Source organism: Streptococcus hillyeri (assembly GCF_003686955.1).
GTDB classification, from domain to species: domain Bacteria; phylum Bacillota; class Bacilli; order Lactobacillales; family Streptococcaceae; genus Streptococcus; species Streptococcus hillyeri.
This window is the reverse complement of sequence record NZ_RCVM01000001.1, coordinates 317,600-335,940: the sequence shown is the minus strand read 5'-3', so window position 1 is coordinate 335,940 and position 18,341 is coordinate 317,600. Positions and strand designations below refer to the sequence as shown.

The 18,341-nt window shown below is 38.6% G+C and carries 18 protein-coding genes and 2 pseudogenes; 12 read left to right on the top strand and 8 right to left on the bottom strand.

Going from position 1 to position 18,341, the window contains the following annotated elements:
* The first annotated feature begins 86 nt into the window (after window positions 1-86).
* From EAF07_RS01475 to EAF07_RS01455, 5 genes are read left to right on the top strand one after another with little or no spacing between them, the layout of a single operon-like run.
* Window positions 87-1,061, top strand: coding sequence for an NAD-dependent epimerase/dehydratase family protein (locus EAF07_RS01475; protein ID WP_121834521.1), 975 nt, complete (start codon window positions 87-89; stop codon window positions 1,059-1,061).
* Window positions 1,036-1,836 carry an MBL fold metallo-hydrolase gene (locus tag EAF07_RS01470; RefSeq protein ID WP_121834520.1) on the top strand — a complete coding sequence of 267 codons (801 nt, stop codon included), beginning with the start codon at window positions 1,036-1,038 and terminating at the stop codon, window positions 1,834-1,836. The genes EAF07_RS01475 and EAF07_RS01470 overlap by 26 nt, the downstream gene beginning before the upstream one ends.
* Window positions 1,833-3,143 (top strand): F390 synthetase-related protein, encoded by a 1,311-nt coding sequence (locus EAF07_RS01465; protein ID WP_121834519.1) that lies wholly within the window; start codon window positions 1,833-1,835, stop codon window positions 3,141-3,143. Before EAF07_RS01470 ends, EAF07_RS01465 begins: the two co-directional genes overlap by 4 nt.
* The gene (locus tag EAF07_RS01460; protein WP_121834518.1) at window positions 3,124-4,056 is read left to right on the top strand and encodes a 3-oxoacyl-[acyl-carrier-protein] synthase III C-terminal domain-containing protein; all 933 of its coding nucleotides are present in this window, start codon (window positions 3,124-3,126) and stop codon (window positions 4,054-4,056) included. Before EAF07_RS01465 ends, EAF07_RS01460 begins: the two co-directional genes overlap by 20 nt.
* A 13-nt stretch (window positions 4,057-4,069) precedes the next feature.
* Complete coding sequence (locus EAF07_RS01455) at window positions 4,070-5,302, top strand: glycosyltransferase (protein WP_183121635.1); 1,233 nt, start codon at window positions 4,070-4,072, stop codon at window positions 5,300-5,302.
* A 62-nt stretch (window positions 5,303-5,364) separates the two neighbouring features.
* On the opposite strand, the gene EAF07_RS01450 is transcribed toward EAF07_RS01455, so the two are convergent.
* Window positions 5,365-5,853, bottom strand: a complete 489-nt coding sequence (locus tag EAF07_RS01450; RefSeq protein ID WP_183121634.1) for a DUF308 domain-containing protein — start codon at window positions 5,851-5,853, stop codon at window positions 5,365-5,367.
* 103 nt (window positions 5,854-5,956) lie between these two features.
* On the opposite strand from EAF07_RS01450, the gene gloA reads away from it, so the two are divergent.
* The 3 genes from gloA to EAF07_RS01435 all read left to right on the top strand — a co-directional run bounded on the left by gloA (window position 5,957) and on the right by EAF07_RS01435 (window position 8,303).
* Window positions 5,957-6,328 carry a lactoylglutathione lyase gene (gene gloA / locus EAF07_RS01445; protein ID WP_121834515.1) on the top strand — a complete coding sequence of 124 codons (372 nt, stop codon included), beginning with the start codon at window positions 5,957-5,959 and terminating at the stop codon, window positions 6,326-6,328.
* Window positions 6,329-6,529: 201 nt separating this feature from the next.
* The gene (gdhA, locus tag EAF07_RS01440; protein WP_121834514.1) at window positions 6,530-7,882 is read left to right on the top strand and encodes an NADP-specific glutamate dehydrogenase; all 1,353 of its coding nucleotides are present in this window, start codon (window positions 6,530-6,532) and stop codon (window positions 7,880-7,882) included.
* Between the two features lie 109 nt (window positions 7,883-7,991).
* Entirely contained in the window at window positions 7,992-8,303 is a 312-nt protein-coding gene (locus EAF07_RS01435) for a GNAT family N-acetyltransferase (RefSeq protein ID WP_121834513.1), read from the top strand.
* Here EAF07_RS01435 and citC read toward each other — a convergent pair.
* A pseudogene (citC, locus tag EAF07_RS01430) lies at window positions 8,248-9,162 on the bottom strand ([citrate (pro-3S)-lyase] ligase); the annotation flags it as partial. The gene EAF07_RS01435 and the pseudogene citC sit on opposite strands and share 56 nt — an antisense overlap.
* Window positions 9,163-9,305: 143 nt before the next feature.
* Here citC and EAF07_RS01425 point away from each other — a divergent pair.
* Complete coding sequence (locus EAF07_RS01425) at window positions 9,306-10,364, top strand: AbrB family transcriptional regulator (protein WP_121834511.1); 1,059 nt, start codon at window positions 9,306-9,308, stop codon at window positions 10,362-10,364.
* 80 nt (window positions 10,365-10,444) lie between these two features.
* Here EAF07_RS01425 and EAF07_RS01420 read toward each other — a convergent pair whose 3' ends face one another.
* From EAF07_RS01420 to EAF07_RS01405, 4 genes are all read right to left on the bottom strand, one after another.
* A complete protein-coding gene (locus EAF07_RS01420; protein ID WP_245962665.1) occupies window positions 10,445-10,651 on the bottom strand; it encodes a hypothetical protein in 207 nt (68 codons plus the stop codon).
* A 757-nt stretch (window positions 10,652-11,408) separates the two neighbouring features.
* A complete protein-coding gene (citG, locus tag EAF07_RS01415) occupies window positions 11,409-12,293 on the bottom strand; it encodes a triphosphoribosyl-dephospho-CoA synthase CitG (RefSeq protein WP_121834509.1) in 885 nt (294 codons plus the stop codon).
* Window positions 12,286-12,984 carry a GntR family transcriptional regulator gene (locus EAF07_RS01410; protein ID WP_121834508.1) on the bottom strand — a complete coding sequence of 233 codons (699 nt, stop codon included), beginning with the start codon at window positions 12,982-12,984 and terminating at the stop codon, window positions 12,286-12,288. The genes citG and EAF07_RS01410 overlap by 8 nt, the downstream gene beginning before the upstream one ends.
* A 146-nt stretch (window positions 12,985-13,130) precedes the next feature.
* A complete protein-coding gene (locus EAF07_RS01405; RefSeq protein ID WP_121834507.1) occupies window positions 13,131-14,273 on the bottom strand; it encodes an SLC13 family permease in 1,143 nt (380 codons plus the stop codon).
* A 438-nt stretch (window positions 14,274-14,711) separates the two neighbouring features.
* On the opposite strand from EAF07_RS01405, the gene EAF07_RS01400 reads away from it, so the two are divergent.
* From EAF07_RS01400 to EAF07_RS01390, 3 genes and pseudogenes are all read left to right on the top strand, one after another.
* On the top strand, window positions 14,712-15,035 hold the full coding sequence (locus EAF07_RS01400; protein ID WP_121834506.1) for a hypothetical protein: 324 nt from the start codon (window positions 14,712-14,714) through the stop codon (window positions 15,033-15,035).
* Window positions 15,036-15,049: 14 nt separating this feature from the next.
* A complete protein-coding gene (locus EAF07_RS01395) occupies window positions 15,050-15,415 on the top strand; it encodes an acetyl-CoA carboxylase biotin carboxyl carrier protein subunit (RefSeq protein ID WP_121834505.1) in 366 nt (121 codons plus the stop codon).
* Between the two features lie 42 nt (window positions 15,416-15,457).
* Window positions 15,458-16,387, top strand: a pseudogene (locus EAF07_RS01390) (sodium ion-translocating decarboxylase subunit beta); the annotation flags it as partial.
* Between the two features lie 65 nt (window positions 16,388-16,452).
* Here the strand turns inward: EAF07_RS01390 and xerS are convergent.
* Both xerS and EAF07_RS01380 read right to left on the bottom strand, forming a co-directional pair.
* Window positions 16,453-17,523: a tyrosine recombinase XerS gene (gene xerS, locus EAF07_RS01385; RefSeq protein WP_121834504.1), complete on the bottom strand. Its 1,071-nt coding sequence runs from the start codon at window positions 17,521-17,523 to the stop codon at window positions 16,453-16,455.
* Between the two features lie 360 nt (window positions 17,524-17,883).
* Window positions 17,884-18,333, bottom strand: coding sequence for a zinc-ribbon domain-containing protein (locus EAF07_RS01380; RefSeq protein WP_245962664.1), 450 nt, complete (start codon window positions 18,331-18,333; stop codon window positions 17,884-17,886).
* Between the last annotated feature and the right edge of the window lie 8 nt (window positions 18,334-18,341).

The window sequence follows — 18,341 nt, the reverse complement described above, 5'->3', positions numbered from 1 at the left end:
CTCTGAACAAGTAGTGAGTTGTGGGAGAATTTTATAAAAACATGCTCAATTTAAACGTTAACAACATTGTATAAGGTGGTGATTGAATGAAAGTCTTGGTTACTGGAGCGACAGGTTTTTTAGGAAAATATATCATTGAAGAATTAGTGAGTGCAGGATATCAGCTTGTTGCATTTGGTCGCAACGAGACTATCGGTCGTTCTCTGGTAAGCCCTCAGGTGACCTTTGTGAAAGGGGACTTAGCAAATCTTGAAAATGTCCGAAAAGCAGCGCAAGGTGTTGAGATGATTGTGCATGCGGGTGCCCTATCTGATGTTTGGGGACCATGGCAACAGTTTTATGAGAGCAATGTTCTTGGAACGCAAAACATTCTAACAGTTTGCGATGAGTTTGAGATTAAACGCCTTGTTCACATCTCATCTCCCAGTATCTATGCCAAAGCTAGCCATCAGTTTAACGTGACAGAAGACGGAGCGCCTCTTGAAAACAATCTCAACTACTACATCAAAAGTAAGCTAATGGCCGAACATCTCGTAACCCAATCTACTGTGCCATATGTCATCTTACGCCCTCGTGGGTTATTTGGCGTCGGAGACGTCAGCATTGTACCAAGACTGTTACGGACCAATGATACCATAGGTATCCCACTTCTCAATGGCGGGCAGCAATTAGTTGATATGACCTGTGTTGAGAACGTTGCTTACGCTATCCGACTATGTCTTGAACACGATAAGGCGCTCGGGCAAATTTATAATCTGACCAACGACGAACCCATGCCATTTAAAGACTTGCTAGATTTATTCTTTAAAGCCTCTGGAAATCGTCCTCATTATCGCAAACTTCCAGCAAAACCATTAGAAGTTCTCGTCTCACTTATCGAAAGTATTTTTCTTAAATGCCGTTTTAAAAAAGAGCCGCCGCTAACACGATATACCTTCTATTTACTGGCTTATAGTCAGACCTTATCTATCGCTAAAATCAAACGTGAACTGGGATATCACCCAAAATTAACCATTGAAGAAGGAGTGCAAAAATATGTCGACTACCATCGAAAGCATTGAGTACTTTGCCTGTGGTTATTGTATTAATAATAAGAAAAACCTATTTAAGGGAGTTCCAAAGGGAAGCTTACATTTTCCAGCTGGTGTCTTTCTCATTAAACACCGTGAACATGGCTACATCCTATATGACACAGGCTACGCGCCAGAAATCATGGCTAAAACATGGAAATATGCTCTGTATCGTCTCCCAAATCCTATCGTGATGACCCCAGCTGATAGCATTAGTGAACAACTCAAAAAGAGAGGAATTAGTCCTGACGCTATCCGCTACCTCATCTTATCTCATTTACACCCAGACCATATCGGTCAAGTTAAAGCATTTCCAAAAGCTAACATTATTTTAACAAAGACCTGTTTGCAAGAATACCGTGCTAATCGCTTTAGTTCTCTGATTTTTAAGGAGTTTTTGCCACTTGATTTTGAAAAGCGTGTGATAACGATTGAAACTTATCAGGATAACAGGGATTTCCCCCATCTTCCAAGCTATGATTTCTTCGGAGACCAAAGTATCCTAATGACAGAATTATCCGGTCATTCAGATGGGCAATGTTGTCTTTTCTTTCCAGAAAAACGCCTCTTTTTAGCAGCAGATGTTGCCTGGGGCGTTCCTTTAATTCCGCTGACAAAGAGAATGCGACTAATCCCACGATTGCTCCAAAATAACATCAAACAATACCAAAGGAGTATCCAAGTTTTAGAACACCTACAACAAGATGGTATTAAGATTATCGTCAGTCATGACCAAAAAGAGAGAATTGAGAGGGTATTAAGATGAAATGGTTAGCCTATCTATCAGCCTTTATGACGACTAGATACAGGCGCTTTCAGACGAGAGAAGCTCTTTTAGCTTACCAAGAGCGATACATTAAAAAACACCTTACCTATGTTGAACGCTTTTCGCCATTTTTTAAACAGGGGATTGATCTCACTCAAGTCTCAATGGATAAATCCTTTATGATGGCTCATTTTGATGCTTTAAATACTGTTGGGATTAAAAAGGCTGACGCGTTTAATCTGGCAATTGACAGTGAACGAAGTCGTCACTTTTCACCAACTATTAATTCCATTTCTGTCGGACTTTCCTCTGGCACATCTGGTCATCGAGGGATTTTTCTGACTAGTCCAGAAGAACAGGCGACTTGGGCGGGAACAATTTTAGCCAAACTTCTCCCTCGAAAACCTCTTCTAGGTCATCAGCTCGCCTTCTTTTTAAGGGCTAACAATAACCTGTACGAGCAAGTCAATTCTCCCTTTTTAACTCTTCATTATTATGACATGAGCCAAGCAATAACATCACACCTAGATAGCTTAAATCAGTTACAACCCAGTATTTTGGTGGCTCCAGCCTCTGTTTTATGCCAACTAGCGAGCTTTCAAGAAACTGGTGACTTGACCATTGCTCCTCAAAAAATCATTTCAGTTGCTGAAGTATTAGAAGTTAAAGACCGCGATTATATTGCTTCTGTTTTTAAGCAGGATATCATTCATCAGATTTACCAAGCGACAGAAGGATTTTTGGGCTATACTTGTGATCAGGGGAGAATTCACCTGAATGAAGATGGCATCCGTTTTGAGAAAGAATACATTGACGACAAGCGGTTTTATCCCATTATTACGGATTTCAAACGCAAATCTCAGCCTTTTTTACGCTACCGTCTCAATGATATTCTAGTGGATAGTCAGGAAGAATGTCCTTGTGGTTCTGTGTTACAAGTTATTGAAAAAATCGAGGGGCGTTCGGATGATATTTTTTACTTTGAAACCGAGCAAGATGAGACAATCAGCATTTATCCAGACTTTATCAGACGTTGCCTACTATTTATTGATGGCGTCAGAGAATATCAGGTTTCTCAACTGTCAAAACAAGTCCTTGAAATTGCGACTAATGAGCTTACCGAAAAGCAGCAAGCAGAGATTATCTCTGAATTTCAAAACCTTTTCAAAACCTACCACATCAAGCCAGTCACCCTTACCTTTACGCCTTACCAATTGCAAAAGGATCAAAAATTAAAGCGTATTTGTCAAAAAATGCCAATCTCGGAACAACATTTAGGAGATTACTATGAGAAAATTAATGATTAAAGGTTACGGAACAGCTTTACCCCAAAAGACAATTCACTTTGGTGACCAGACCCGTTATCGTATTTCTGGTGCCGAAAATCAATTAAGTTTAGCCGTTGAAGCGATTGAAAAAGCCCTCACAAGGGCTAATCTAACAATCTCTGATATTGACTGTATCGTCTCAGCTAGTGCCGTTGATGTTCAGCCGATTCCTTGCACAGCAGCTTTGATTCATGAGAAAATTGCCAAAGGTACAGCCATTCCAGCTATGGATATCAATACCACCTGTACCAGTTTTATCACCGCTCTAGATACCATGTCTTACCTCATCTCAGCGGGGCGCTATCAAAATGTGCTTATTGTGTCTAGCGAGGTAGGGTCATTGGCACTTAATCCCAAACAAAAAGAAAGTTTTGAATTGTTCAGCGATGGCGCAGCAGCTTTTATTTTTGGTCACCAGACAGAAAAAGAAATCGGCATCATTGACGCCAAGCAATGCACCTGGTCTGAAGGAGCGCACGATACTGAAATTCGTGCGGGACTATCTGCCGTACACCCAAGTACTTATTCGGAGGAAACCAAAGAAGACTTTATGTTCGATATGAAAGGTCGTCGGATTTTAGGTCTTAGCGTTAAGAAGGTTCCTCAAATGGTTCAGGAATTCTTAGCTAGTAATCAACTTTACACCAGCGATGTTCAGTTCTTTATTCCGCACCAAGCTAGTAAAGCTCTGCCTTTAGTCATGGAGAAGTTAGGGGTAAAAAAACATCAATACATCAATATCGTCTCAGACTACGGTAACATGGTTTCAGCCTCTGTTCCCTTTGCCTTTGCCTATGCACTAGATAAAGGATTAGTAGCAACAGGGGATAAAATCATTTTAGTTGGAACGGCTGCTGGTTTGACAACAAATATCTTGCTGATGCAACTATGATTGGGGAATGCCAATGAACAAGAAAGCAGTAGCGGTAATTGTAATCCCCATGGCAGGTCATTTTTTACCCTTAATGGATTTATTGACGCCATTAGAACAGGATTACACCTTTACCATTTACACCACTTCTAGTCGTCGCCAAGAAGTGATTTCCAAGGGATTCCAATTTCAACCGTTATCAATGCACTATGATGATGAAGACATCAACACATTAGCCTATTCCAGCAGCCAATTAACCTTATTATCGGCGTTTAAAACCTTTCAGCAAGTGGCTAAAATGGTGACAAATATTACCTTTGAATTGATTGAGCGAATAGAGGCAGACCTCATTATTGCAGATATGATGCTATTTACAGCTCAGTACCTTTCAGATAAAACGGGTATCCCTCTCATTTCAGCCTTTCCTATCCCATTTGTCAGTCAAGGTTACGATGACACGCCAACCTTTCTCAGAATGCCTTATTTTGAAAATAAAGTCATTAATAAACTGGCAAATCAAGGTCTAAAATGGGGCAAAGACCTCATATTTTTGGGATGCAAACCGTATTTGCCTAAAGATTTTCACCTTTGGCATGTGAATCAAAAACAGCCCCTCTTAGAATATTTTTATTCCAAAGAATCCATTGTAGCCTATGGGATAAAGTCACTAGAATTTCGAACTGATTTACCAAAACATCTCAAATTTATTGGCTACCCCTTAATAATACCTGAGCATACTTACCATTCCATTGGAAATATAGTAACTTTTTCAGATTATAAGAAAGTCATTTTAGTGACCTCAGGGACTCTTGTTAAATGGTCCAAAGACTATTTTCGAAATATGGCAAAGGCTATTGCAACACAGTACCCAAATTTCTTAGTTATTTTTACAGAAGGAACCGTCGGGAAAAAGCCCATCCTTGACGGAAACCTCTATACGTGCTCTTTTATCCCTTACGACACTTATCTGCCCAATATAGACTATGTGGTTCACCATGGGGCAGCAGGTATTTTTTATAAAGCTATTGCTAACGCCATCCCCTCACTCATTATCCCAATGGATTTCGACCAATATGACTTTGCCAAGCGAGCTGATTATTTCCAAGTAGGAATATACGTTAAAAATAGGAAGCTAAAAACAGTCTTAGATGCTTTCCAAAATCTGATTACAGCTAATTGGCCTAATTTACCAGAATATGCTAAAGAGGTTAACAGTACTCCTAGTAGCCTACTCTTGGCAAAGGAAATCGACCGTTTAATCCAATAACAACAAAAATTCTCGCCACAAAAGATACTTTGGCGAGAACATGATGATATAATTCTTATCACTTAGAATCGTTTACCCAATAACATGGTCGAAACACCAATCATGATAAAAATCAAAGAAAAGAATTTACCGATAAAAACCGCTGAAAACACTGGCGCTATAAAGAGTAGCAAGCCGACAGCAAGAATACCCCAAGTGTGCTGTTTCTTAACAGGAGACTGAGGAAAGGCAGGTTGCACAAGCAATCGTGAGATACCAATCACCAAAAGCCAAAAGGCGACAATAGAAAGTACCAAGCTGCTTCGGAAAAAGGCAGAGCTGGTCATCAATAAAAATCCAACAAGTGTAGAAAGGCTAGCTTTTACGAGTAAACGAAGCGAACGATGCATTTCTGGTAAATAAAAATAAAGCCGCAACTGATTAAGCCCAGTTACAAAAATAACAAAGGCAATCACCGAAGCGATTGTGCCAACAGCCGCAAATGGATGGTTAAACAGGTAAAGTCCTAACATAAGACTAATACCACCAAGTAATAAGGGAAGTGTTTTCATACGAACTCCTTGATAAGTTTTCTCCATTATAAGTGAATGCTAAAAACTTGTCAAAAAAATGGCAATCATTTACAATAATGGTATCATAAAAAAGGAGAACAATATGAAATTATTACACACTTGTATCCGTGTTAAAAATCTTGAAGAGTCCCTAAAATTCTATTCGACAGCTTTCCCATTCTTTGAAGCACGTCGCATGGATTTCCCAGAACACAAGTTTACCATCGTTTACATGCAAACAGAAGGTGAAGAATTTGAGCTTGAATTGACTTACAACTATGACCACCCAGGTTATGATCTTGGCAACGGTTATGGTCACTTGGCTGTTGGTGTCGAAGACCTTGAAGCGTCACATGCAGCCCACAAAGCTGCTGGCTACGACGTCACAGAGCTTAAAGGATTACCAGGTAAAGATGTTCAGTATTACTTCATTACCGATCCAGATGGTTACAAAGTCGAAGTAATCCGTCTATAATTTGCATAGGTATATCAGAAAATCTGACATACTTTTTGATTTTTTCCGCTAAATTTTCAAAAATACTTGACAAAAATATTCTGAAAATTTATACTATTTACTGTAGTTATTTTTTCTCACCTCGTTTATTGCTATAAAACGTGAGGCAATAGGCTTTGAAAAGCGTGAGATTTCGTATTATTTAGATAATGGAGGCAAATTATGACAAGAGGTCAAGAATACGTTGCTAGCGTTTTTGAAAAAGTAAAAGCACAAAATGGACATGAAGCTGAATTCCTACAAGCTGTTGAAGAAGTCTTTGATTCATTGGTGCCAGTTTTTGATAAATACCCTAAATATATCGACGAAAACATCTTGGAACGATTAGTTGAACCAGAGCGCATCGTTTCTTTCCGTGTGCCATGGGTTGATGACAAAGGTCAAGTTCAAGTTAACCGCGGTTTCCGTGTGCAGTTCTCATCAGCAATCGGACCTTACAAAGGCGGACTTCGTTTCCACCCATCTGTAAACCAATCCATCATTAAATTCCTTGGTTTCGAGCAAATTTTTAAGAACTCATTGACTGGTCAACCAATCGGCGGTGGTAAAGGTGGTTCAAACTTTGATCCTAAAGGAAAATCAGACCTTGAAGTGATGCGCTTTACACAAAGCTTCATGACTGAACTTCAAAAATACATTGGTCCAGATGTGGACGTTCCTGCTGGAGATATCGGTGTTGGTGGACGTGAAATTGGTTACATGTTTGGTCAATACAAACGCCTCAACGGTTACGAAAATGGGGTCTTGACTGGTAAAGGGTTAACTTACGGTGGGTCATTGGCTCGTACAGAAGCAACTGGTTACGGAGTGGTTTACTTTGCTGAACAAATGCTTAAAGCGCGTGGCGAAGACTTTGCTGGTAAAACAGCCATCGTCTCAGGTTCTGGTAACGTGGCTATCTACGCAATCCAAAAATTGCATGAGCTCGGCGCTAAAGTAGTAGCTTGTTCTGACTCATCTGGTTACATTTACGATGAAAATGGTATTAACGTTGAAACATTGAAACAACTTAAAGAAGTAGAGCGTGCTCGTATCGTTCAATACATTGAACACTATCCAAACGCTCATTTCACACCATCGTCATCTGATAATAATATTTGGACAGTTAAAGCTGACCTTGCATTCCCATGTGCAACTCAAAACGAACTAAATGACGCTGACGCACGCGCTTTGGTACGCAATGGTGTTATCGCAGTTGCAGAAGGTGCTAACATGCCATCAACCCTTGAAGCGATTGATGTCTTCCACGCGGCAGGCGTATCATTTGGTCCAGCGAAAGCTGCAAACGCTGGTGGTGTTGCCGTATCAGCTCTTGAAATGGCTCAAAACAGTGGACGTACTGCTTGGTCATTCGAAGAAGTGGATGCCAAACTTTATAACATCATGAAAGACATTTATGAAAATGCAGCAGCAGCAGCAGAAGAATTCGACGCTCCAGGCAACTTGGTTGTAGGTGCCAACATCGCAGGATTCCTAAAAGTCGCAGAAGCAATGTCAGCACAAGGTGTTATCTAATTAAGATTAATAATAAAGAAGTCGTAATGGCTTCTTTTTTGTTTATACTTGCAGTTCCTCCTTTTTGTGGTAGAATGACAGTAAGAAACAACCATTGAAGGGGAGAGTTATGATTACCTTTAAGACTTTCGGTGTAGATAAATTAGAAACTGTCAAAGGGCTTTACAAAGAGGCAAACTGGACGAGTTACCTTTCTGATGATGAGAAGTTAGCGCGTGCTTTTGAACATTCTCTATGGATGTTAGGGGCCTTTGATAATGGTCAATTAATCGGATTTGTTCGTTGTGTCGGAGATGGAGAACATATCTTATTGGTACAAGATCTTATTGTTGCTACTGCTTATCAACGTCAAGGGATTGGAACTACCTTCGTGTTGTCGAAGCAGAGATTGGCTGGTTCTCTGAAAATTCTTTACGCTTGACCACGACGCAGTCAATTCCTTGCTCTGGGAGTTTTTTAATCATGACTTGATTATAAAGATTAGTGACCAAGCTTGTCGGTTCTTCACCAACATAACGTCTCGTAATGCCTAATTCTTTAGCAATCTTTGTAAAAATTGCTAAATCCAGTCTTGCTTGACTTTCAATCACTGCCGTCTCATCCTTTTGGAAATAAGCAGGAAAGGTCGACTGACTAATGATATAGGCATCACTGTCATGATAAACGATATTATCCAGATGAGCTGTCCCTTTTTTAATCAAATCTTTCCTAATTTTAAAAGGGACTAAACTGGCATCCTCACTTACCATAAATAGATGAACTAAGTCATTTTCTGCGCATGCTTTTTCAACGAGATACTGATGACCTAGGGTAAACGGATTGGCATTCATGACGATAGCAGCAACCTTAGCTGGATTTTTTTGCGAGCGTTCCAACCGCTTGAGATAGTCTTGAAATCCAGTTTTTTTATTTTCCATAAAGCTGATAAGCCTATCAATACGTGCAATTTCATTAAAACCTAAATCAGCAAAAAATCTAGCTGTGCAGGTCTTAGTGTAGAGAAAAAGATGCGTATTTCCTTGCTCAAATTGATAATCAACCAAATGGCTGATAAGGAGATTCATCAAGCCCTCACCCTGATAATCTTTTGAAACCGCAAGGCAACGTAGCGTATTGCCAAAAGTAGAACCCGTAGCAATCACTCGGTCGCCGTCATAAATAGCACACGTATAGTCAAGATGCGCATCGCGACGGATCCCTTCTTCATGAAGTAGAGTGTCAATTTTTAGGTGCGCTTTTTTATCAAATGGGAAAATTTTTGAAACGGTGTACTCAGACATAACTCACCTTTCTCCTTTTTAAACTATTATATCAATTTTCGAGCGTTTCTCATGTCTTTTCGCTGGTTTTTAGGCTAAAAAGCTCCGCTATTTATCTTGAAAGTGTGCTATAATAACATTGACTTTTAACCAAGGAGAGAAACATGCAGGCGCTTCTGATAACTGTTTTAGTAGGAACTTTGGGCGGCTTTGTGGCTAAAAAATTGAAGTTCCCTGCTCCATTTATGATTGGGAGCATGATTGCTGTAGCCATCGTTTCAATCGCCACAGGTAGTATGGAAACGACCAAGGCTATGAAAATTTTTGCTCAGATTGTGAGCGGTGCCTATATTGGTCAAAATATCAAAAAAGAAGATTTGTCTAACCTCCCTAAATTGGGTAAAGTCATTGCTATTTTGATGGGGATTTTCACTATTAACATGGTCATCATGGGGATTATTTTTATGACTTTCTTCGACATGACCCCAGTCACTGCCTTTTTAAGTTGCTTACCTGGTGGTATCATGGATGTATCTCTAATGGCAGTCGATATGGGAGCCCAGTCTGATATTGTTGCAACGATACAAACCGCTCGACTGATGGGAATTTTACTTATTTTACCCCTTTGGATTTCTTTTTGGGTCAAACGCTTCGCAGGCATTCCCAAAACCTCTGAAACACCTAAAAGTAGCCTCAAAAAAGCCAGCCTTAAATTACCTGCTAAGCAGCAATGGATGAACAATCTGTTCATTTTAGCAGTAGCGACCATCGGTGGTTTTATTGGCTTATGGCTAGACATCCCTGTTGGTGCCTTGATTTTTGCACTCATTTTTTCTTCCACTCTGAAAATAAAGTTCAATACCGTTCAGTTAACAAGTGGCATACGTTACACCGCACAAATTTTTGCAGGCTCTATTATCGGAACCAGCTTTACTCAAGACAGTTTGAGACAAATGTTGCACCTGATTGTACCTGTCATCCTTTTGTTAGCCAGCTATTTACTCATCAATGTCGCATTCGGATTCTGGATGGCGCGTACTGGTATCCTCGATTTACAGTCAGCCCTATTTGCCTCATCACCAGCAGGAGCAACAGATTTAACCTTGATGGCAGGAGACCTAGGTGGTGACATGCCTAAGATCGCAGGCATTCAAATTAGTCGCATTCTCTACACAGTCGTTATCATGCCACTTTTAGTAAAAGCTCTGCTGACATTCTTTTAAGATAGCCAAAACTCCAGAGGTTCAATCTGGAGTTTTCAGTCTTTTAAGAATAATTTTTAGATAAAAAGTATTTTAAAGTTTTACTTTAATAAATCATTCATATATTTTTCAATTTGAAGAGACATCAATTTATTACCATAGATTTTAGATAAATCACGCGCTTCTGAGTAATACTCCATTACTTTATCGCTATCTAAAAATTCTTTACTACCATTGCCAACTATAATTAACAGAGGAGCTAATTGGTAACTCGTCTGATACTCTTTACAGACTTCAATGGTTTCCATTGCAATTTGTATAGCTTCTAATGCCTTGTCTTTGGCAAGTAAATAACAAAATTGACATTCTCTAAAAACTATAATATAAAAAAATATATAATGAAATACATAAAATTGTTGATGCTTTCATTTTTATATGATATTATTTCCATATAAAAAGAACAGAAAGAAAAGAGGTTATTTTGAGAGAGCAACCAATAACAATTCTGGTCTTGATATTGGGAAAGCCGATTAATTGATTGGAATTCTATGAATGAAATCGTTTAGTATTCATGAGGAGCAATGATAGTAGCATTTGGTGCACTAGGTGCGACAGTTATGCTCGGATTTGAAAATAGATACTATGCTTTAGTTACAGGTAAGGGATAATATGTTAAAAATAATAAGTATAGCCCAATGTTTTATAATAATCATGTTTTGTGTTTCTATGCTTCTTTTGAGAAAAAACTTTGATTCCTTAGATGCTATTTTGATTGTTATAATGATATCTCAACTTTATTTATTACTATTTATGATAATGAAGAGCTAAAAAATAAAATGATAACCTCAATTCTACTATTTATCATTTTTGATTTATAGTAGAATGAAATAAAATTAGGACGCCAACGAATCAGGAACATGTAATATCATAATATTTTCTGACTTATGTTGTATCAAACAACTATAGTTAAACAAAGTAAAATGAACGATTATTAAAGATCTTAGGAGTCTGAATATTTAATCTTAAAAATCCCTCCAGAATGCTACTCTGGAGGGATTTTTTTATTCAAAGAATGCCTTCTAACATAGCAAAATAAAAAGTTAAAGCTAATAAATCAGCTGTTCCACCGGGACTTAAATTACGCGAAATCAAAATATCATTGTATATACTTAGTTGGTGTACTAATTCAGATTTTGTCAGATAGGCTCCGTACATTTTTTGACACTCTACTTTGACTTGCCGCCAAGCTTCAATCCCCCCACGATGGATGATGTTGCCATCTTCCACAAAGGTCATGAGATAAAGAAGCAGTTGGAGTTGCGCTAATTCCTTATCACTTCGTTCTAGTTTTTTTCGGAAAAATGGCAGAGCTTTTTCAGTTAGCGTTGGAAAGCCCTCACTTGCTTCGCCGCGTGGTCCCTTGATACCGTAATCGAGATACAGTTTTTCACCGTAGGTTAATTCTTTTTTCTCGCTCAAATGGCTTAAATCCGTTTCAATGAGATGGCAACAAAGAGACGAACTGATTTGACAAATCACTTTAGTGTCATCTTCGGAAAAACGTTTTGGATTTTTTAAGAGTTTAAGATGTTTTTTCAAATAAGCACCTGTTGCTCCGAGGAGAACTGCTAGAGAAAAATTGACTCCTTTGTGGGTGTTAATCCCACCTGTTGCTTCAAACATCGCCTGCTCTGCCTTTATCCCTAAATCCCGTAAAGCATTAAAGAGGGCAAGTGGTGGCTCATCAGCCATTTGATAGCCTAAGCTGATATATTTTTCAAAGAACGGCGCCAAAGCCATCGTGCTATCAATAAAGGTTGAAAAGGTCATATCCCTATGAGCCCCATCATCAAATCGGTCAACGAGACCAGGTTTAGGACTTAGAGAAACCTCGTATAAGAGGGCCTTGGTGGCTAAGTTGCTAAAATACTGAAATGGTGTATCAGGCATGAGAAATAGCTTCCATTTCCTTGAGAATAAAATCTAATGAACGATTGAGATGCTCATGGGTAATCAATGTTACTTGCTCAATGTCTTGATTTTTCATGCCACGATAGATAATCCAGTGTTCTTCTAAAGCCTTGGTGCGACGTTCTAGGGAAGAAATCGAAATTTCACGGAAATAAACCAAGTAAGTCTGCAATTCTGTCACGATTTCACGTAGGCGTAGCATCTGGCTTTTCTCATAAATAAGATTATTGAATTGATTAAAGTTAGCTAAGATTTTGTCAATATTTTTGTCATCGGAAATCATGCCTTCACACTCCGTCAAAACAGCTCTCATTTCTTCAAAGTCAGCTTCAGTCATTTTATACATGGCTTTTGTTGTCGCAAGAGTATCCAGTGCTTTTCGAATGTCAAAAATTTCAACGGCATCTTTGGCGCTGATCCCTTTAGCAACAATCCCTTTTTTAGGAGTGTGTTCGACTAATTTTTCCTCAATTAACAAGCTGATGGCATGACGAATCGGAGTACGACTAATATTGAGTTCTGTTGAAAATTCTTTTTCATTTATACGGCTTCCTGCTGGAATTTGACTTAAAATAATGGTCTTTCTAAGCGCCTCATAGAAGGCCTGTTTAAGGGGAATATTTTTTGAAAGATCAAGGTTAGCCTTAACCGCTTCAATGATTGGATTCATAATTCACATTTTCCTTTCAAGTATCACTAATATTATACCTAATTTTGATAGAAGTTGTTAGCATTTTTTAACGAAACCACAACAAACCTCTCAGCATTTTTTCTGAGAGGTCACTTCATATTTTTTATTATTCAAGTTTATTAGTCTTACTGTGGTATATACAATGGCATGTGTCCAGTTGCAATGATTGTTATAACAAAGATGATAAAGATTACAGCAGCATACTTAGCTGATTCTTTTTGCCATTCACCCATATCAAGTCCTGTCAAGCGAAGGAGAAGGTAAATGAAGGCTACAAGTGGGCTGAGCAAGTGGAACGCTTGTCCCATAAGTGATGCAAGAGCCATAGCTTCAGGTGTGAAACCGTAAGAAGCACCAGCTTCTGCCATAACAGGAAGGATACCATAGTAGAAACCATCATTTGAGATGAAGAAGGTACCTGGTGCAGAAACAAGAGCAATAATAAGTCCCCAGAAACCAGCCAATTGTTTAGGAATGATTGTTGCAAAGCTGTTAGCAAGAGCAGTCGCCATACCTGATCCTTGGAAAAGACCCATAAAGATACCAGCCGCAAATACCAAGATAACAACTTGAACAGCATCACCAGCATTATCACCGATACGTTTAGATTGGTCTTTAAGAACAGGGTAGTTAACCATAAGAGCGATAACTGTACCAACCGCAAAGAGAAGAAGTGGTGCAAGTTCAATGGTTTCGATAAATGAACCAGCAACTAACCAACCGATAAGGACGATGGTCAAAATAGCATTGAAGACGAAATTCTTAGGACGACGAATGGCAAGAGTGTCAGGATCAGTAATATCAGTTAATTCTTTCAATTCTGCTTCTGTAAATTCCACAACACCGAGACGAGCACGTTCTTTACGTCCCATGCTAGGAGCTACCCAAAGGGTTACATAGAGGAGTGATAGGATCATACCAGGAGCAAGGTAACCAAGAATTTCAGCACCTACACCAAGAACTGACATAGCGCGCGCTATTGAGAAGTAAAGGATGGCAAAAAGCAACATGATACCAGTTTTTGCAGTTGTATTTACCCCATAGAGTACCATGTCACCAATGGCAGTTAAACCATTGACACTTCCTTCTTCACCAACGAAGCTAACAAATTTAGCATCAGAAGCCAAGTCTGCGGAACCTGTAATAATAAGCACAGCTGCAAATACAAGCGGTACTAATACAAGTGACGTAAATGGCGACATTTTCTTCGTCATCACGACATACATGAAGACGATAATCATAGCATAAGCCAAAACAGTCAATAACATATGTTATTCTCCCCTTTAGTTAATTTTGTAAATTCAATATGGTCTATTGAACTTGAATAAAATATGAAGGTGTGCTAGACCTTATGACATAAGTATAATTGAAAGCGTTTGAAATATAAAGATGTTTTTTCATAAAAGACACAAAAAAAACACAGCTATGAGCATTATGTTTGACAAGCAGAAGAAATATTTTCATTTTCTACTATATAACCTCTTGTTCTATTATGTAATAGTCTTATTTGTAGAAACCATTTTCAAAATTAAAAATAGGGACTAAAGGACTTTAATAACCGTGATGAAAGCGTTGCAAAAAAACACAAAAAAATCAACTACTAACAGTCAGCTTATTATATAATAGTCTTAGAAACGTTGAGACGGTAACACAATAAAAAAACGGTTACTTACTTTCTATATTTATACAACAGAGAGGAGGAAATTATGGGATTCTTTCAACGTTTATTTGGAAAATCTCGTGAGCCAGAAGTAAGACAGACTGCTGAACCAGTACCTAATGAGCTTGATGGCTGGGAACCTGTTCCAGGCTTCATACCAGCTGATAAAGAAGATTATGAATTGGTCAGTGTCATTGCAACAGCCATCGCGGCTGGTGACTATCCAGATAGTCAATTTAAGGTAACGAGAATCATGCAACGCAATCCAGAAGCATTAACAGTGTCTCTGATTGCATCAAGTATCGCTGCAGGCGATTATCCTGACAGCCAACTGACTGTCAAATCAATTTATACTAAAACTAATGTCTAAAGGAGACTTAACACATGTTACGTAAATTTAAAATCTCTATTGATGGTAAAGAATACCTCGTTGAAATGGAAGAAATCGGTGGTGTTCCAGCCCCTGCCCCAGCACCAACTCCAGTAGTTGAAGAAACACCAGCCCCTGCCCCAGCAGCACCATCTTCAGCAGCAGGAGCAGATGCGCTTTCTGCACCAATGCCTGGTACGATCTTGCGTATTCTCGTTAATGTTGGCGATACTGTTACTGAAAACCAACCATTGATGATTCTTGAAGCCATGAAAATGGAAAATGAGATTGTTGCAGCTTCTGCAGGTACTGTTACTGGTATCCATGTCACACCAGGCCAAGTCGTAAACCCTGGTGACGGCTTGATTACAATTGGCTAAGACCAATACTATTACTATCATATTATAGAAGGAAGTGACTTTGTGGACATTTTAATTCAAGGAATAACATCCATTACCCTCCCTCAAGTCATCATGATGCTTATTGGAGCTCTCTTGATGTATCTAGGGATAAAAAAAGAGTATGAACCAACCCTACTTGTTCCGATGGGACTTGGAACGATCTTAGTAAACTTCCCAAATTCAGGCGTTTTAGACCAGACCGTTAACGGTATTCAGCAAGCTGGGGTATTTGAAGAATTGTTTGAATTTGGTATCGGGACAGAATTGTTCCCATTGCTTATTTTCATTGGTATCGGAGCAATGATTGACTTTGGACCGCTCCTACAAAACCCATTTATGATGCTCTTTGGTGCAGCAGCACAATTCGGTATCTTCTTTGTAGTCGTTGTTGCAGTCCTTGCAGGATTTGATATTAAAGAAGCAGCCTCTATTGGTATCATTGGTGCCGCAGATGGACCAACCTCAATCTTCGTTGCCAACCAATTAGCGCCGAACTTACTTGGTCCTATTACGGTAGCTGCTTACTCATACATGGCCTTAGTTCCAATTATCCAACCTTTTGCGATTAAATTGGTTACAACTAAAAAAGAACGTCGCATCCGCATGACTTACAAGTCTGAAAATGTGTCTCAGTTGACTAAGATTCTCTTCCCAATTGTGATTACATTGGTAGCAGGATTTATCTCACCAATCTCATTGCCACTTGTTGGTTTCTTGATGTTTGGTAACCTTCTTCGTGAGTGTGGGGTACTTGACCGCTTATCTCAAACGGCACAAAATGAATTGGTTAATATCGTTTCCATCTTGCTTGGTTTGACCATTTCTGTGAAAATGCAGGCTGATCAATTCTTGAATGTTCAAACACTATTGATTATCCTCTTTGGTCTTTTAGCTTTCATCATGGACTCAATTGGTGGGGTTATGTTCGCTAAAATTCTTAACCTTTTCCGCATTGTTCTATTATTGGTCAAATGATTAGGCTCTTACATACTTTACATAATTTATTTTACGTTAAACTACAATTGATCCAAAGCATTTTTTTGTTCATCATTGACAATATGGGTATAGAGGTCTGTTACCTGAGTATTGGCATGGCCAAGTTGATGACTCACAAGAACCTGTGATTTTGTCGCATCATACAGACGAGTTGCCAAGGTGTGACGTAGTTTATGGGGTGTGACACGAATTTTGAAGTCTGCTGAGTATTTTCCAACCATTTTTTCGATAGAAGAAGCGTCAATGCGATTTGGCACCCCTCGATATTCTGTCAAAAAGAAAGCAACATCTGTTTTTTCAGCCTTATAACGTGTTTGTCGAATAGCCAAGTAGGCTTCTAAATATGGTTTAGCAAACCCAGCCACATTCACAGAGTCACGCTTACCACCTTTACGCGTAACCTCAATGATCATCATGTTGAGGTTAACATCTTTTAAATCCAGATTCACAGCCTCAGACAACCGTACACCTGAAGCCAATAGCAAAGCTAAAATAGCGAGATCCCGTTCTTTATTTTTCCGGAAAGATGATTTCGCACGATTAGACAGTTTGTTCTCATATTCACAATCTACATACTCTAAGAATGCCATGGTTTCGTCACCCAAGAAGAGTTTTTGTTTAATATTTTCCGCACGAGCTGCTAAAGTTTCTTTTTTCTTCTTAGTTGATACCTTTTTCATCACATTACGGTAAAAATATGGCTCACCATGCTCATTTTCAACCTCCTCAGTCAAGTATTTATAGAGACTGGACAAGGCCGACAACGTACGATTGATGGTCGTCTGAGAGAGACCTTGTTGCGTTGTATTGGCGTTCAGCAAAGGACGTTCCCTCAAATACAGGACAAAAGCCTCCATATCTTTTTTGGTGAGATGTTCCAATGTCGATAACTCAATCAGTGAAATCTGAGATGCCTCAGCAATTCCAGATTCAATTAGCCAATCAAAAAAACGTTTGTATTCCTTTAAATACTCATACAAGGTTGTAAAACTATAAGGAACCGCCAATTTAGATTGATAGTAGTCTAATACATACCAGGGCATCAAAGCTTTGTATTCCTCAATTTTTTCTAATAACAACTCACGTTTCATAATCATTTTTCCTTCAAATATTCTATAGTAGTATTATACCACGCCTATATATTTGTTTCAAGAAAATTATAGTTTTTCAGAAAGATGTTAATGGAGTTTTTACTTCATATTTTAGATAACCAAAAAAATTTTTTTTACAACTTTGACTAAAAATGTACAAAACTAGGACTTATAATGACGGGAAACCGGATTTCTCAATATTCCCCATTTCGAGTAAAATGTACATAATCAAACGGAAAACTAAAAGTTTTTTTAAAGTTGATTTTTGAAAAATGTACATTTGAATTTTATAGTGATTTTCACTTGTTGCCCCTTACAAAATTCTTGCATACAAAAAGTAAGCTGAATTACTAGCTTACTTTATTTTTTATATTGAGCATAGTGCTCTCTTTTCCGCCTTAATCCTTTACAGATTGAACATGGCACTCTTCCTCTTTTCTCGAACAATATCCTCTTGTTTATTGGTAATTTATATCTATGTTCGGGATTGTTTTGACAAATCCACCAAACCTTAATTCTCGAAGTCTCCATGAGTTGCGTCGGGTCAGCAAGAAGCATGTTGTTTAAGTAATCCCATTCTTTAATAAGTTCTGGATGAGTCGTATCTATTGTATTAAATCCCGCAAGGCATTTTCTTCCTGAACAGTAAGGGCAGCAGCTGTCACCCTTAAATCTTTCATTTGGTGATGCTTTAAAATATCTTTTACATTTTCTGCAGTCCCAATAGGCCTTTTTATTACTGTTTGGAAATACTTCTGTCACTTTCTTATTATTGTATACGCTCCACTCTTTTACTAAATAAGGTTTCACAAAGTCCA

Bases quoted from the DNA above. Each gene is read 5' to 3' on its own strand.
- gloA (WP_121834515.1), top strand. From the start codon at position 5,957: ATGAAATTATTACACACTTGTATCCGTGTTAAAAATCTTGAAGAGTCC.
- EAF07_RS01460 (WP_121834518.1), top strand. From the start codon at position 3,124: ATGAGAAAATTAATGATTAAAGGTTACGGAACAGCTTTACCCCAAAAG.
- citG (WP_121834509.1), bottom strand. From the start codon at position 12,293: ATGCCTGATACACCATTTCAGTATTTTAGCAACTTAGCCACCAAGGCC.
- EAF07_RS01420 (WP_245962665.1), bottom strand. From the start codon at position 10,651: ATGGAAACCATTGAAGTCTGTAAAGAGTATCAGACGAGTTACCAATTA.
- EAF07_RS01455 (WP_183121635.1), top strand. From the start codon at position 4,070: ATGAACAAGAAAGCAGTAGCGGTAATTGTAATCCCCATGGCAGGTCAT.
- EAF07_RS01435 (WP_121834513.1), top strand. From the start codon at position 7,992: ATGATTACCTTTAAGACTTTCGGTGTAGATAAATTAGAAACTGTCAAA.
- EAF07_RS01470 (WP_121834520.1), top strand. From the start codon at position 1,036: ATGTCGACTACCATCGAAAGCATTGAGTACTTTGCCTGTGGTTATTGT.
- xerS (WP_121834504.1), bottom strand. From the start codon at position 17,523: ATGAAACGTGAGTTGTTATTAGAAAAAATTGAGGAATACAAAGCTTTG.
- EAF07_RS01475 (WP_121834521.1), top strand. From the start codon at position 87: ATGAAAGTCTTGGTTACTGGAGCGACAGGTTTTTTAGGAAAATATATC.
- EAF07_RS01465 (WP_121834519.1), top strand. From the start codon at position 1,833: ATGAAATGGTTAGCCTATCTATCAGCCTTTATGACGACTAGATACAGG.
- gdhA (WP_121834514.1), top strand. From the start codon at position 6,530: ATGACAAGAGGTCAAGAATACGTTGCTAGCGTTTTTGAAAAAGTAAAA.
- EAF07_RS01395 (WP_121834505.1), top strand. From the start codon at position 15,050: ATGTTACGTAAATTTAAAATCTCTATTGATGGTAAAGAATACCTCGTT.
- EAF07_RS01410 (WP_121834508.1), bottom strand. From the start codon at position 12,984: ATGAATCCAATCATTGAAGCGGTTAAGGCTAACCTTGATCTTTCAAAA.
- EAF07_RS01400 (WP_121834506.1), top strand. From the start codon at position 14,712: ATGGGATTCTTTCAACGTTTATTTGGAAAATCTCGTGAGCCAGAAGTA.
- EAF07_RS01425 (WP_121834511.1), top strand. From the start codon at position 9,306: ATGCAGGCGCTTCTGATAACTGTTTTAGTAGGAACTTTGGGCGGCTTT.
- EAF07_RS01450 (WP_183121634.1), bottom strand. From the start codon at position 5,853: ATGAAAACACTTCCCTTATTACTTGGTGGTATTAGTCTTATGTTAGGA.
- EAF07_RS01405 (WP_121834507.1), bottom strand. From the start codon at position 14,273: ATGTTATTGACTGTTTTGGCTTATGCTATGATTATCGTCTTCATGTAT.